This is a genomic window from Chryseotalea sp. WA131a (assembly GCA_025370075.1).
Lineage (GTDB): Bacteria > Bacteroidota > Bacteroidia > Cytophagales > Cyclobacteriaceae > ELB16-189.
The window spans coordinates 2,049,465-2,064,524 of the sequence record CP073016.1; the positions used below are offsets into that span (position 1 = coordinate 2,049,465).

The 15,060-nt window shown below is 39.7% G+C and carries 12 protein-coding genes; 1 reads left to right on the forward strand and 11 read right to left on the reverse strand.

Annotated elements, in window-relative coordinates:
• Positions 1 to 53: 53 nt before the first annotated feature.
• The 10 genes from KA713_09235 to KA713_09280 all read right to left on the reverse strand — a co-directional run bounded on the left by KA713_09235 (position 54) and on the right by KA713_09280 (position 12,201).
• Positions 54 to 1,139, reverse strand: coding sequence for a beta-lactamase family protein (locus KA713_09235; GenBank protein UXE68730.1), 1,086 nt, complete (start codon positions 1,137 to 1,139; stop codon positions 54 to 56).
• A gap of 810 nt (positions 1,140 to 1,949) precedes the next feature.
• Positions 1,950 to 4,316, reverse strand: coding sequence for an ABC transporter permease (locus KA713_09240; GenBank protein UXE68731.1), 2,367 nt, complete (start codon positions 4,314 to 4,316; stop codon positions 1,950 to 1,952).
• Between the two features lie 408 nt (positions 4,317 to 4,724).
• Positions 4,725 to 5,900 (reverse strand): hypothetical protein, encoded by a 1,176-nt coding sequence (locus KA713_09245; GenBank protein ID UXE68732.1) that lies wholly within the window; start codon positions 5,898 to 5,900, stop codon positions 4,725 to 4,727.
• A gap of 259 nt (positions 5,901 to 6,159) precedes the next feature.
• Positions 6,160 to 6,711 (reverse strand): hypothetical protein, encoded by a 552-nt coding sequence (locus tag KA713_09250; protein UXE68733.1) that lies wholly within the window; start codon positions 6,709 to 6,711, stop codon positions 6,160 to 6,162.
• Between the two features lie 308 nt (positions 6,712 to 7,019).
• Positions 7,020 to 7,820 carry an alpha/beta fold hydrolase gene (locus tag KA713_09255; GenBank protein ID UXE68734.1) on the reverse strand — a complete coding sequence of 267 codons (801 nt, stop codon included), beginning with the start codon at positions 7,818 to 7,820 and terminating at the stop codon, positions 7,020 to 7,022.
• Between the two features lie 179 nt (positions 7,821 to 7,999).
• Positions 8,000 to 8,521 (reverse strand): hypothetical protein, encoded by a 522-nt coding sequence (locus KA713_09260; protein UXE68735.1) that lies wholly within the window; start codon positions 8,519 to 8,521, stop codon positions 8,000 to 8,002.
• A gap of 382 nt (positions 8,522 to 8,903) precedes the next feature.
• The gene (locus tag KA713_09265; GenBank protein ID UXE68736.1) at positions 8,904 to 9,932 is read right to left on the reverse strand and encodes a histidine kinase; all 1,029 of its coding nucleotides are present in this window, start codon (positions 9,930 to 9,932) and stop codon (positions 8,904 to 8,906) included.
• 308 nt (positions 9,933 to 10,240) lie between these two features.
• Positions 10,241 to 10,750 carry a DUF4304 domain-containing protein gene (locus KA713_09270; protein ID UXE68737.1) on the reverse strand — a complete coding sequence of 170 codons (510 nt, stop codon included), beginning with the start codon at positions 10,748 to 10,750 and terminating at the stop codon, positions 10,241 to 10,243.
• A 367-nt stretch (positions 10,751 to 11,117) separates the two neighbouring features.
• On the reverse strand, positions 11,118 to 11,963 hold the full coding sequence (locus KA713_09275; GenBank protein ID UXE68738.1) for a hypothetical protein: 846 nt from the start codon (positions 11,961 to 11,963) through the stop codon (positions 11,118 to 11,120).
• Positions 11,950 to 12,201, reverse strand: coding sequence for a helix-turn-helix transcriptional regulator (locus KA713_09280; protein UXE68739.1), 252 nt, complete (start codon positions 12,199 to 12,201; stop codon positions 11,950 to 11,952). Before KA713_09280 ends, KA713_09275 begins: the two co-directional genes overlap by 14 nt.
• A 94-nt stretch (positions 12,202 to 12,295) precedes the next feature.
• Here KA713_09280 and KA713_09285 point away from each other — a divergent pair, with 94 nt between their 5' ends.
• Complete coding sequence (locus tag KA713_09285) at positions 12,296 to 13,168, forward strand: DNA adenine methylase (protein UXE68740.1); 873 nt, start codon at positions 12,296 to 12,298, stop codon at positions 13,166 to 13,168.
• Positions 13,169 to 13,594: 426 nt separating this feature from the next.
• Here the strand turns inward: KA713_09285 and KA713_09290 are convergent, their stop codons facing one another.
• On the reverse strand, positions 13,595 to 15,055 hold the full coding sequence (locus tag KA713_09290) for a hypothetical protein (GenBank protein UXE68741.1): 1,461 nt from the start codon (positions 15,053 to 15,055) through the stop codon (positions 13,595 to 13,597).
• Positions 15,056 to 15,060: the final 5 nt, after the last annotated feature.

Sequence of the window (15,060 nt, forward strand, 5' to 3'; positions counted from 1 at the left end):
ACGTCACCGCGCTATTGCAGAAGCATTTTGTTAGGCGCTGGCCTGTCGTCCGTTTAGTTAAATAATTCTTTGTCAATTCTAATAAGCATGTTATTAAGTCCTCCGTCAGAATTTGCAAAAATAATTATTGCGTTCTGCTTAGTCACATCCATTAATGTCCACGTCACAACTCCCGGTTCTCCACCACTGTGTAGGTAATATGTGTTTTTGGAAAATGTCGAATCCACTCTCCAAGTGTAATGCTTTAATCTTTTGTCACTAGGGTTTGGAGTAATCGTCTCAGTCGTTATGCTGTCAAGTATAAACTTCCCATTCTGCGAATTAATATAACCGAGTATGAAACTTGAGAAATCCGAAATTGATGTTCTAAGTTGTCTGCATGGATAATATGGATAACCCATAAAGCCTTTAAACTCCTGCCCATTGGACTTTGTGGAAGCATAGGGTTTGGCTACTAATGACTTGTCAAGATTATTCAAGAACCAACTCGTGTTATTCATTTCAAGCGGGTTAAAAATGTATTTTCTGCAAAACTCCTCAAAACTTGTCTTGGAAACATTCTCAGCTATATAGCCCAGTAATCCATAGCCAATATTTGAATATCTGTACGAAATCGTATCCTTAACAAATCGACTTTTGTGATATAGTTTTCCTTTCACACTTAAAAAGTCCTTTAGAAATTCTGAAAGTTGAATTTTGGAATCTCCTTCGTAAGTCCAGAATTGCATTGCGTCTCCATCGTTAATACCGGAATGATGATTTAACAACTGACTAATTGAGATTTTCGAGTTTGGGAAATGTGGATTGATAACTTGGAAAGGTAAGTAGTCATTAATGTCGTCAGTTAGTCTTATCTGTTTTAATTCCATTAGTTTAAATATCGCAGCACTCACAACTGTCTTTGAAACCGATGCTATTGTGAATGGTGTGTTGATTGTTGCCTCTAGATTATTTTCTTTGTCCCTGAGTCCATAAGCTTTTAAGTGAACGAGTTCACCTGATTTAATAACAGCAACGGATAGTCCTACTGTTCTTTTAGCTGTCATCTCCTCTTTGACAATAGCATCAATCGCATCTAAATTCTGTCCAAAGACGGTAATGTGAGATGTCACCAATAAAATCAACAGACACTTTTTCATTTTTAAAATTTAATTGTCAACTAAAACTGTCTACGAAGTTGTGGGCTTGCGCCTAACGGTTGGGCTTGCAGAACGCGGGCAATTAAAAACCTGCGCCTTCTCCCACGTGATAAAATAAATGAAACGCACTGAACTTTCCTAACGCACAGTCCGCCCGCTTTTCTGCAAGCCTGTGTTATGGCCAGTTTGCAACCGAGCTTAGGGTTTTAGTGTCGACCGTGAAAAAGGAAAAATGTCCACCGATAAGTTTTGCGAGCAAGTCGTCCAGCGCAAGAGTTTTGGTCGTCCGCCAGAAAGTGTCATTAAGAGTTGTCGCGCGAGAATGAGTCGTCCGATTGCTGCAAATGTTTCCGAGACGGTTCGACAACGAGCAAAAGTGTCCGCAAGAAAAGAGTTGAAAAAGGCGGCTTTGATTTTTTAAAATTTCCGTTAGCCGTTTGAAGCAAAGTCCACAGAATGTTTTTGAATTGTCAGCGAGCAGAAGTCAGACGTCTATTAATTTGTCGTCACCGAAATTCTGGAGGAGCACTCGTCCCGCAAATTGGCCATAACGTTTGTGTTTCTGCAGTGGTGCCTTTCCGAAGCTGCGTCCTGTCCCACGAAACTAAACGTGAACGAAGATAAAACTTAAAATCAACACGTCACGGCACCATTGCAGAAACATGCTGTTATGCAACGTGCCGCGCTTACACTACACTTAACCACACGGATGCCAGTGCTTTGGCTGTGTGTCGGCTTGTGCGGCACTGGCATTGGTGTGGTTTTCGAAGGCTGTATTTCTGTCGTCAGTGTCGTTTGTATGAATTAAACCTATTCAATTCTCAATACATTCACGGGGTTAGTAAGGGCAGTCTTTATTGATTGATATGATACAATTAGTAACGTAGTCAAAATCACCGATATTGCTGTCAACAAAAAAATCCAGATGTTAATCTCAGCATGAAACGCGTACTTACTCAAAAACTGTTGTCCAACATAATAGCCAATTGGACAGCCAATCAAAATGCCAAAAATTACGAGTCTTATGAAATCTTTGCAAAGCATGACGACTATTCCGTACACAGTGGCACCCATTACTTTCCGAACGCCAATTTCCTTAGTCCGTCTTTCAGTTGTAAATGAAGCAAGACCAAAAAGCCCAAGACAAGAAATAAAAATTGCTATTAAGGTAAAAGATGATGAAAGCTTGCCAATCAAAATCTCGTTTTGATATTGACGGTCAAATGTTTGATCCATAAAGGAGTATTCAATTGGAAAATCAGATTCAAACTTCTTGTAAATTGTTTGGATATGGTTTGTAGCCTGTTCAACCTTCCCTGCCTCATATCGAATAAATACTTGTCCCACTTCGTTTGGCCGCATTGAAAAAATTACTGGTTCTATTGGTCCCTGTAAACTACCACTGTGAAAGTCCTTGATAACCCCTACAATCTTACCTTTTCTTGGAGCGATTAATACCTGACCAATCGGATCCGAAAGTTTCATTCTCCGAACAGCTTCTTCATTAATGATATAATTTGTCGTATCGGTGGTGAATTCTTTTGAAAAGTTTCTTCCCTCCAAAATACTGAAACCCAATGCAGGCAAAAAGTAATCATCGCATACAAGGGTCTTAAATATTAGGTTGTCCTCTTTTGCTTTTCCTGGCCAAGCATTGTCACCCAAGACCATTCCTGCAAAATTGTCCATTGGATTGTTATCACCACGAGCAACTGAACGTATTGCTGAAGTTTGAAGTAATTCCTGTCTAAAGCTTTCAAAGTTTTTGAGAATATCTGGGCTCACATTAAAATATAGTATGTTTTCCTTATCAAATCCAAGATTTTTACTTTTCATAAAATCCACCTGATAGTAAACTATTAATGCTGAAATAATAAGAACGATTGAAACGCCAAATTGAAAAACAACGAGTCCTTTTCGAATACCCGCTCCGCTTAGTCCAGAGAATTTACCTTTTAACACATTGATCGCTTTTAAAGAAGAAAGAAAAAATGCTGGATAGCTTCCTGCAATAAGTCCTGTTAGCAATGCAACTGAGATGAGACTAATACTAATAACAGGGTTGAGATAATCAATGATAAGCTTCTTTCCTGTCAGTTCGTTGAAGTATGTCAATAATAATTCAACAATAAATAAACCAAATAGAAACGCAATTAGTGAAGTTAGAATAGACTCACCCATGAATTGCTTTGTTAAGGATCGTCTGGCTGCGCCAACTACTTTGCGGACGCCAATTTCTTTTGCTCGGTTCATTGAACGAGCGGTTGCAAGGTTCATGAAGTTGATGCACGCTATCAAGAGAATAAAGCCAGCGACAATGGAAAAAATTCTAACGTATGTTATTCGTCCTCCGTCCTGTATTCCGTTGTTGAAATTATTATAAAGTCTCCAATCAGTAATTGGGAACAAGAAGAGTTCTACATTAGAATCCCATCTAGGCCAAATCTTCGGTTTAGTCAAAACCTCGGCTATCTTCTCATTTAAAAGTGCAACGTTACTACCTTCTTTCAGTTTAACATAGGTTTTCCCTCCAGTCCAAGCTCCCCATTCTTTATTGTATTGATCTACTTGGGAATAAACGGGGTATGGAATAATAAAATCAAATTGAAGAGTTGAGTTACTGGGAAGATCATTGAAAACCGCTGTTACTTTAGCTTCAGATTTTGAGTCTAAACGAAATACTCTTCCCAATGCGCTTTCATTCTTGAAATATTTGCTAGCTAGTTTTCTAGAGATAGCAATAGAATTAATGTCTGGAAGTGGATTTGTGGTATTCCCTTCAGCTAATGGTATTGTGAAAACACTAAAGATTGAGGTGTCTGCAAATACTCCGTTTTCATAAATCGATTGAGTTCCATGATTGAAAAGGATTCGGCCCCCTCCAAATCTTATTCTACATGATTCTTCAACTTCCGGTAATTCAATTAGTCCCTCTGCTAAAGGCCCTGGAGTTTGTTCCAACGTCTGAGTGCCATCGGGAAAAGCATGGTTTCCCATGACTTGAAATATCCTCTCTTTATCTGCATGGAACTTGTCGAAGGTAGTTTCATCTATTATCCATAGTAGAATAAAAATACTGCAAGCAAATCCCACTGCTAAGCCTGCAACATTTATAAAGGAGTAGCTTGGATTCTTAAATGTTGTCCTAAAAAATATTTTAAGAAAGTGATTAAGCATAACTTTTTATTTAGGGTTAGTTGTTCAGAAGTATGTTGTCAACAATGAGGCCAAACGATATAATCCAACAATTTAGAGTAATTTGTTGTGATAGATGTCCGCTACTGGAACTCAATTGTCCGGATTCATAAAAAGTTTACGTTTAGTCATCTTTTTAATTCGTTGTCGCGGATGGGAAGGTTGGCTCTTTTGCTTGCTTTGGGGTCGCGTTGGAAAGTGCGGCAAGCAAATGTGCCAATGCGGGTCGCCCTCTCTGTCCCGCGGCATGTTGCATAACGTTTGGCTTATTGCTGGCGGGCAATTAAAACCTGCGCCCTGTCCAACGAGATAAAGATAAAAAAAGAACTACAAATTTCAATGACGCACAGTCCCGCCCGCTTGCAATAAGCTTTTGTTGGGCACCGTTGCTCACTCTATGACTACATAAAACCAAGGTGTTTTTAGAAGTCCCTGTCTAAGGTAAATGTCAACTGTGTCCCCTTTGGCTGTAACTTCATACTCGTCCTTTGTCACGCTTACTCTTTCTGTTTCAGTTCTAGGTCCCCAAGGTTTAAGTGTCAAATAGTAGGTTGTCGACTTTCCAGAACTGATTTCTTTGTCGGTCACTTCACTTTTAAATATCTCTGGCTCGGATTTGTCAAACAGACAATTTGACGTTACATAAGTCCCGTAAGAATAACATAATATCATTCCTGCTAATGATAAGGTCGTCACATAATCAACAAATTTATGGAATTTAATCTCCTTCGTCCCAAGAATGAATAAAAAGGTCAAGGTAATTGTGCTAATAGATATAGCAATCCAAATACTCTTATACTCAAGCATCTCATAGTCCATGATAGCTCTAATCAAAAGTCCAACACTGGCAAGGAGAAACCCGTAAATTATAGACGGATGAGCGCTGTTCCTCCTCTCATCAAATCTGATAAGTCCGCGATAGATATAAACAGATACAAAAGCAAGTATAGGCACTACCATTCCTACTGAAATACTAAATAAGTATGGTCTCGGATAAAACCATAACCAAGCACAGGTCAATCCACCAACAATATTTATGTACTTAGCAACCGTTCTTGCTTCATTAAGTTTGTATTCACGTGTCTGCACATTGATTCCAAACTCAAGGTTTGCCAAAATTTGTTGCTCTTCCTGTTTCGCTTCGTGACTGTCGAGCTCGATGAAGTTATTTGAAACCCATTCTATTATCTGTCCGGACTTCTCGATGTAAAGACTTATATTAATTGACTTCTTGTTTTTGAAGTTTGAAATTATACGAATATAATTTTCATCTATTCTAAAACCCTTGATTTCTTGGAAGTCCAAAGTTCTTGGTCCAAGAATGCTTTGGCTTGAAATTGAATTTGCCGCAATAATGATTCTGCTTCTTATTGTCTCTACTAATCCATATATGAACAAAATTGTCCCCACAAGCGAAATTGGAATTAGTATGAGTTTGACTGTTAGATTAGAATTCTCTGAAGTGAAGGGTATGAAACCCACATATATAAACAGTCCGATGAGAAGTGGTGAAAATATATAGATGAATATTCTCCAACCTTTTGCTGTTCTAAATTCTCCTGTCATTGTACTCAACTCTTTTTTAGCAATGGTGCCCAACGCTAAATGCTTATGTCAGTAGCGGGATTTTGAAACTGCGCCCTGTCCCACAAAACAAAACGAAGTTATGAAAGCAAAACTAAATAACCACACGTCACCCCGCTATTGCATAAGCATAATGTTGTGTGTTCGTGCCGCAAAACCTCCATGATGTGAGCCACATGGACTTGTAAGCTTTGGCCGTGTGTAGGTCGCGCGGCTTGCAAGTTGGTGTGGCGGATTGACTTCACTCAAAAAGGTGTCTTATTCTTTCCCAATAGATTAACACAATAAGACCTCCAACTACTGTAATAATTATACCCATAACTAAATTAAAAGATATGTTTGATAGCGTCCAAGTACTAGGTTTTTGTATGGTCTCCTTTGGTTTTGGTGGATTATTGGTACTATGTATTGTTTTGTTAAAGGAACGGTCATCAAAAGATTGATTTAGAGGTGCATTGATAACTGAACTATTTACATTGATTACCATCGTGGAATCGTTTTTGTTGGCAGTCTGGTTGAGCATATTTTTTACATACTCAATCCCGTCAATAGTTATTATTGCTTTTCTACTGTAGTCAAATTCACCTCCATTTTTTTGATTGTTATCACCTAAAATAAAGAATCCGTAATCAAATGGCTCGCGAATTTTTACCAAACCTTTTGCCCTCAACTCATTCAATTTTTGGTCTCTCTGACTGGCAGTATATGACTCAAACACTTTGTAGATGTCGGAATAATATTTTGTGTCACGTTGCTCATAAAGATGAGATAATATTTTTTCGTGTAACTCCATTGTCGTTGTATGTTAAGTGGCTTATTGCCTTGCTTTGGTTACGCGGTCGCACGTGCGGCAAGGCAATGTGCCACTTCTCCCTTGCGGGTCGGCTTGCCCCGTGGCGGGTTGGGTTTGCGCCCGTCCGCGAGCAGGGGCAACCCTGTCGGCTGTCTAGCGGCATGACACACAACGATTCGTGCTTATGTCAGTAGCGGGATTTTGAAACTGCGCCCTGTCCCACAAGCAGAACGAAATTATGAAAACAAAACGTAAAGTCAACACTTCACCCCGCTATTGCATAAGCACTGTGTTGGCAGTTCGTACTATTATACTCCACTTTTGTTCAGAAACTCAATTACCTTGTCCGCATATTCGTCACCGTAGTCGTTCTTTTGGAATACATTCATTCCGTTCAAATGGTCGCCCTTAAATTCAATAATCGTCACGATGTTTTGTTTGGCAAATTCTTTTGCGTCTTCTGTGATTGTAGTTTTGTCGTTGCTTGCACAAAAAATCATTGTCGGGATTTTCTCATCGAGTTTAACAATTGCTTTTGCAAATTGAGGAAGTAAAACAACCTTTCCTTTGTTTACTTTAATCCTGTCTATAACTTTTTGCGGGTCGTGATAAAACCCTTCTCCTATTAAGAAGTCTACTTTTTCCTTCCTCAATAAGCTCACGTATGTCCCCATTGAAAGTGAATATAGTCCGATTTTATCATTCGGGTATTTTTCCCTTGTCGCCTTGATTACGGAATCCAAGTCCAAAGAAAACTCAGGGTAAAAAAGAAAGTCCTTGTTTATTGTAAAGTCTGAACTCTTTCCAAAGCCTCTGTAGTCGAATGCGATAACTCTAAATCCTTTACTTAAAAATGCGTTTGCCTGCCAAATCAAATAACCCATATTTCCCGCATCTGTACCAACCAATATAATCGTCCGGTTGGATTTCAATGAATCGGGTCGTGGATACTCCCAAACGTTAATCGCGTAGTTGTCTGTCGTTTTTAATTGGTATTCAGAATAGCTTATACCCCACCTGTCGGGTGTAAATTTATACTCCCTTTCAGGGTTAATTGCCTTAACCGTTGTCGTCAAACCTAGCAGAATAAATAAAAGTATTCGGTTCATATGTCTTGAGTTAATTGGTACAATCTTTCTTGTCGGGTATGACCGCCAACGTGAATATTTGCGAGCGGGCGGGAATTTGGAACTGCGTCTTGTCCCCAGCACGAAGCGCAATAAAGATAACAAAACTTTGAACTACACGTCAACCCCGCCTGGCGCAAATATATTGTTGGCTGCCGTACTTAAACTAGTCTTGGTATTAGGTTCAAGATTAGAGCAACAAAAAGTAGTCCAATAGTCAAACGATATGCGTTAAACCAACCTGCGATTAGTCCGCTACTGATAAGAATATCCTTTTCGTCTGCGTCAATTGCGTTGCTCGTCACGATAAAACCTTTTCTCATTGATTTTAAAGTCGCAAAAGAATACTCTACAACGGGAACTCCTTGCGAGTCAATCCATTTTAAGTTGCGTCCGATTAAGTTTGACGAAAGCTTGTAAGTCTTACCACTTTTAAGTTTTAGGAATGTCTGTCCCACGAGTCTATTACCAATTTCTCCTACGAACTCATTGTTCCTTTTCAAGATAACTTTGTTGTCCCAAAAACCAACTCTACTAAATCTTATTTGTTCCTTCTCACTGTCAAAGCTTGCGTTAGAACTCAACGGGCTCAATAGAGTCAGTGTCCCCAATAATTGATTACCAATTTCGAAGTCAAAAGTGTTTCCTTTCAGGTCCGAATTTTTCCAAGTTATAGTTTCCATTGTCAAAATTGTTTAGTCGTTTTGTCGAGTCCCACAGTATGGCAGCCAACGTTTGTGTTTGCGCAGTGGTGCGATTTCGAAGCTGCGTCCTGTCCCCGACACCAAACGTTGAACGAAGATATAAACTTTGGGCTTCACGTCAACGCACCATTGCGTAAACATTTTGTTGTGTGTTCGTGCCCAAGTCCTACACTTTGTGAGCCTCACGGACTTGCTAGCTTTGACTTGCGCAAAGGATGTGGGGCTTGCAAGTTGGTGTGGCGTGAGGTCATTTCTTTTTGCTATGTAAGTCAACCGTTAAACTGGTCACCAATGAGTTCAATTTTCTATTTGTAGTAATTTTGTGTCTTCGGGTCAACTTTAAATCATTGAACAAACCAAATTATTTCCGAAGGTCTTTACTTTTAAAGTCGTGAAAGATTTTACCATCATAACGATGCACGCCATCAGCGCCCAACCAAATGCTTCCATCATAAGATTCTAGAATCGTGAAAAGTGCTCCTAGTTCGGGTTTTATTTCGGTTACAGTAGGCTCCTTGTTGTCCAATGACTTAGCCTCATAACGAGAAAGTACCCAATTTTGCTCATTAGGGCGACTAGAACTTGTCCAAATGTTACCATTTCTATCTTCATATACATAAAGAACGGAACTCGAGGTGAAGTTGGTAAATGTACTTCCATCATAGCGAGTCCCACCGAGCCAGATATTACCTTTTTTATCTTCGATAATGTTACCAACATTCTTAAAAGGTTTGCCCTTGTTAGCGAAAACTGAAAATGTTTTTCCATCATAAATGAAAGTATTAACATTGGTAGCAAACCAAAATTTGCCTGTTCTGTCCTCGATAATTGAATTAACTCCATAAGGCTGGCGTTCTGAAAAAGACTTCCCTGTTCTATCCTCATCCATGACCTGCCCATTTATTGTATAGCTTCGGAAGGAAGTACCATCATAGCGACTTGCTCCGCCACTGCCACCAAACCAAATATTGCCAGCTTTATCTTCATAAATGCAACCAATCTCATTGCTAATAAGGCCTTCCTTTGTTGTGAAATTTTGAAAAGTATGCCCATCGTAGTAGAAAACACCTGAGCCAATTGTGCCGAACCAAAAGTTACCGTTTCTATCTTCTAAAAGAGAAAAGAATCTAGCTGAACTTACTTTACTGGTGATATTGGTAAAAGATTTTCCATCATAACGGAAAATTCCCTCCCAGGAGGTCATCCAAATGTTACCCTTTCTATCTTGTTTGATTGTACGTACAACACTGGTAGGTCCGTAAGAGATAACCTCTTCTCTCGTCTCTGACTTGGCATTATCTGTCTGTTGGTCGGTTTTGTTTTGTCTTTCGCAGGAAGTGCAAAAAACAAACACTAAGAACAAAGTGTAAATCAGTTCGTAGTTCTTCATTTTCATTTTTAAATTTAACAAATGTAAAATATAGTCATACACAATGTCTGATATCTGTCAGATAGAAATTAACGCTACAGTCTAAGTGGCTTGTTGGCTTGCTTTGGTTGGAGTGTCGGCAGGTGTGGCAAGACAATGTGCCACGTTGCTATCTGTCCAAGGGCATGACACACAACGTGAGTATTTGCGTTCGAGCGGGGCTTTCGAAGCCGCGTCCTGTCCCCGACACCGAACGCATTAAAGATACGAAAACGTTGGATTACGCGTCAACCCCGCTTGACGCAAATACAGTGTTGTGGGCTGGCATACTACACCACACTTAAATTATTCTCTTGAATTACCTTTTTTAAATTCGGTCCCCAAAATTCAATTTGTCCAAAGTTGTCCAAGCAGTCCTGTAACGAATTTAACTTTTCTAAGAACGGTATTATGTGATTTTCAAAGTCCGACTTCATTTCATTTTTAAAATCGTCCATATTCATTTTGTCTGTCAGCGTGTAACCTGTCTTGTTTTTGTATTTGTACTCTTGTCTGTCGTCAGGTAGATAAAAACCTTCTCGCAGATAAACATTTAAATCATGCACGGTCGGTTTTTTCCCTATCTTGTCCGTCATTGTCGCCTTAACAGCAATTCCAATGTTAAAACAAAAGTCAACACTGTCTTTACTGTTCCATGAAAAGTTTTGAAGATTAATTAATGTAAAAAAAACTCCTTTGTCTTTCCACCAAGTTTGTCCCGAAGTCTGATACCCAAACTGTTTAAGTGTCGGTTTCAGATATGTTTTAATTATCTCCGTCTGTTTTTCCTTAGCTGTCATCTTTGTCGCTTAACTTCTCTGTCGAGCATGCTTGCCCACAACGATTGTGTTTGCGCAGTGGTGGGACTTTAAAACGCTTCACTGTCCCACGTGACCAAGCGTTGAACGAAGATAACACTTTGAACAAACACGTCACCCCACCATTGCGCAAACATTTTGTTGGTAGCTGTAGGGCCCATGTCCAAACTTCATTCATAGCCTTGTCTTTCGTCACCCGTTAATGTTACGTGTCGCTTTTTTTTCAGTCGTGCGGTGGGGCATTTTTCGTTTCTATTTTGTCCGCTTACACGAAACTAAGCACACTTATTGACTGGCTTTGGATGCGGGTCGCATGTGCGGCCAGACAATGTGTGTGCGAAATATGAAACTACTTTTTGAATTTAGTCGCCCAACCTTTTACAATTTGAGGCAGTCGGTCAATAACTTCTTTTCCAAACAGGGCTTCGGTTAATATTCCCATATGAAGCATGTCTATTATTCTGCATAAGTAAGAACGTCCGAGTGTCCACCATGTATAGTAGTCGTCAACGATTAAGAAGTGCTCGACTTCAACATTAAGGTTTTCCCTGACTTCTCTTAATTCCAGTCCGTCAAGTAATGTCTCATAAACACCATCAGCTACACGACTTCCAAAGGTAGTCGTGTAGTAATATTCCTTTATTTCCCAGATTGCAATTGGATTTATGACATTAGGGAATGCGCCATCGACCCTTCGTGAGAGTGTTCTCACTGGGAATTTTTTTAAAGTCACGGCAGTCAATTCTTTAGGGTCGTAGTCACAGGGAAGCCCGTTTGAGGCTGCCTCAATTAGCATATTGACGATCCCTGTTAAAAAGGCAAAGTCTCTCTTCTTTCCCTTTTGCTTATTCATGGGCAAAGGACAAGTTGGTTTGAGTTGCTTTTTTAAACTGCTAAATAGCTTCTTAGCTTCTGCTACCTTCATTAAGCTCGGCTCAACAACATCTTGAAGCACGTCAGACCGGTGTTTGAAGTACGCGATCAGAAGAGTACCGAATTCAGTCAGCTTATCATTGGCATCTACGATTTTGCTAGAATCAAGTCCATTGGCTTCATAGACGGATTTGAGTTCATCAATTGTTGGGATTTTTATTCTCTTGGTTTTCTTGTCCGTATAGCCAGCTTTTTGGCTTATTAGTTTTACGTTAGCCCAAAACTCCAATGGCTGATTGAGAAATAATTTATTTGCCTTCATTTAGTGCCTTTTCAAATTCATAAGTAAACTCCTTAATGTCTGAACCAAGAGCCTTGCAAAGCGCACGGAGTTCTACCAGATCAATTTTCCTTTCGCCACTTTCAATTTTGCTAATAAATGATTGTGGAACTCCCAGTTTGTCCGCGAGGTCAGCTTGCCTAAGGCCTGAACCAAGCCGGAGACGGTAGAGTTGTTCCAGTAGGACTTTATACTCCTTTTTAAAAAGGCTCTTTTTCACGTGATTCAAAAATATATCCTAAATTCGCATATCCCATTTTAGGATTTTAGCACAGGAGTATCTACTTTAGCCGAAAGACTTCAATTTATCAGGTATGCAGCTAACTCTCGAACAAAAATTTTTGACTTACTATCCACCAAAGTCACAATTGTTAAAATGGGTAGGAAATAAACAGAAGTTCGCTGTTGAGATTACTAAATATTTTCCCACTGACTTCAATAAGTATTATGAGCCGTTCCTTGGAAGCGGAGCGATAATAGCAACTGTCGCTCCCTCAAAGGGTGTTGGGTCTGATACGTTTAAGCCATTAATCGAAATTTGGCAAAAACTTGCAGTAGACCCAGATGGGCTTGTCGAGTGGTACAGTGAGCGAAGGAATCGAATCGGTTCTGAAACAAAAGAGAAAGTCTATGAAAGTGTAAAAGCTTCATATAACTCATCACCTAATGGAGCAGATTTTTTGTTTCTCAGCAGGGCAGCATATGGAGGAATTGTCCGATTCAGGAAAGCTGATGGCTACATGTCAACTCCGTGTGGTGTTCATACGCCAATCCCTGTTGAGAGTTTTGCTGCTCGTGTTAAAGAATGGAGAAGGAGATTAAAGGGTGTCAATTTTGAACATCTTGATTATAAAGAAGCATTTGAATTGAGTCGACCCGGTGATCTGATCTATTGTGATCCTCCGTACTCCCACAGTCAAAGCATTCTTTATGGGGCACAAGACTTTCGGTTAGAAGATTTATTAGATCAAATTGATCGTGCAAAGTCTAAGGGGGTAAAGGTCGCCTTGAGTATTGATGGAAATAAAAAATCAGGGAATTTCCTATGTGATTTACCAATTCCAAAAGGTCTTTTTGATAATGAAATTTTTATCGACTGCGGTCGCTCGATGCTAAGAAGGTTTCAATTGGAAGGTCAGTCATTGGAACATGAAGTTGTCGCTGATCGGTTACTACTAACCTATTGAGTAGTCGAAGTCGCGGGATTGGCGATTTGGCTCTTGCCATAGCTTTGGTGTCGCGGTGGCTTGTGAGGCTATGGCATGTGCCAAATAGGTGGGGCGAGTCGAAGCACAATCTTCTTAAAAATGCGAAGGGTCGGCTGTATTGGTTTTTTTCTGTCCCACGTTTTAATCTTTTCAAAGTCCAAGTTGTCTGCGAAGCGGTTCACTTGTCCCCGTGGGAAATCTTTGTTACTAAAGTGTCGTCCGTTTTGTTTGAGCCGCAAATTTGTCCGGGCCCTATTGCTACCAACATGAGTGCTTATGACGGGCGGGGATTAGCCACCTGCGTCTTATCCCACGGCACGAATATAAATAGAAAGCACGAAAAGTTGATGAACCACAAAACCCCCGACTGGCATAAGCACATTGTTGTGGCCAGTACGTTTACACTCAATCTTTAATCAGGGTCAATACTGTTTCCATCGCTTTGTCAACACCCTGAGTAATGTCGTCAATGGAGTAGTGAATTTTGTGGTCAGGGATTGTCCCACGTCCAAAATTGTTACTCGGTGTCACGTTGTTCTGGTATCGGGCAACAGGAATATTAACTTTGATTTTTGTATTAGGCAAGGTTATTAGAAAAGTATAGTTACTTGTATTTCCTAAATAACTTCCGCCTGTCTCTTCTCCGACAAAAGTTCCTCTCTTATTAAAATGAACTAATGCTGTAAAATCTGAGGTCGTTGAAAAGCTCCCTCGATTTGTCAATACATAAACGCGTCCCTTAAATGAATTCTCGCTGGGTCTATGCATACTGGTAGCCTTGTCATTAGTAAGTAGATAGGTTGAGTCATTAATTTTTTTATGCCTTAGCATGGTTCTGAAAGCCATGTACTCCAACCAACCTACGTTGCTGTATTTGCGGAATGAGAAATGAGTTGATCTGAAGTCAATTTGCTTATAACCGATAAACGGTTTGTCAGTCAGGTAAGAGAATAGTAATAGACCATACTTTTCATTGCCGCCATCATTATCCCTTACATCTATTATCAGATTTTTGGTTTTTGAAGAGTCCACTTTTATAAAGCATCTCTCCAATTCATTGTCGAAATGAATTTTCTTTCCATTTATTTTCCAGTCCGAAAATTCTTTTACCCTAAGCAAGGCCGCGGAGTTGTTGTCTATGAAGCTTAAATCAATATTGTTTACTTCCTTCTCTTTCGTGTCTGGATATCTTCTTTTGGAAATGGATTCAATATCTTTTAAGGGAAGAGGCTGCATTATAACCTCCTTTACCTGCCCATCCACTTTTTTGATTTTAATGTGGTATTCATCTGGTTGTCCGACAAACAAGGTAAAAAACTGATTAAACACGTTGTCCAACAGGCGCAATTTTCCGACTTCAATAAATCCGTCTCCCCAGGAAAATTTGCTTGATAACGTTAATAGTGAATCGATGCTGTAATTGTTTATACTTAGAATCTGATCTCCTCTTTGAATGGAAGTCGAATCATTACTATTGTTTTGAAGACAATAGGCCTCATTCTCTATGAATTTCAATTTTAAGGGAAGAACTTTACCGTCTTCCCATATTTTTTTCTGTGTTGGCTCTGTCGTTCCAATCCATGTATGTCCGCAGCCTATTTTAGAAATTAATGGTGCAACTATGCGGTAATACTCCAACTCTGTCATTTCACGATTTAAAGACTGATAAGCAGCGTTAAAAGCTTTGTCCATTTCAGCCTTTGTACGATACCAATAAATGCCAGCATGTGACTCCTCCAGTGCGCCTCTTAATATATTAAAATCCTGTTGAAGGCTACCGATACTGTGTTTATAATCGGCCTGTCCAAACGAAACTTTAGTCAGAAGGAAAAGAATTAATGAAAGGGTCGACTTTCGGAGCATCATTGTCT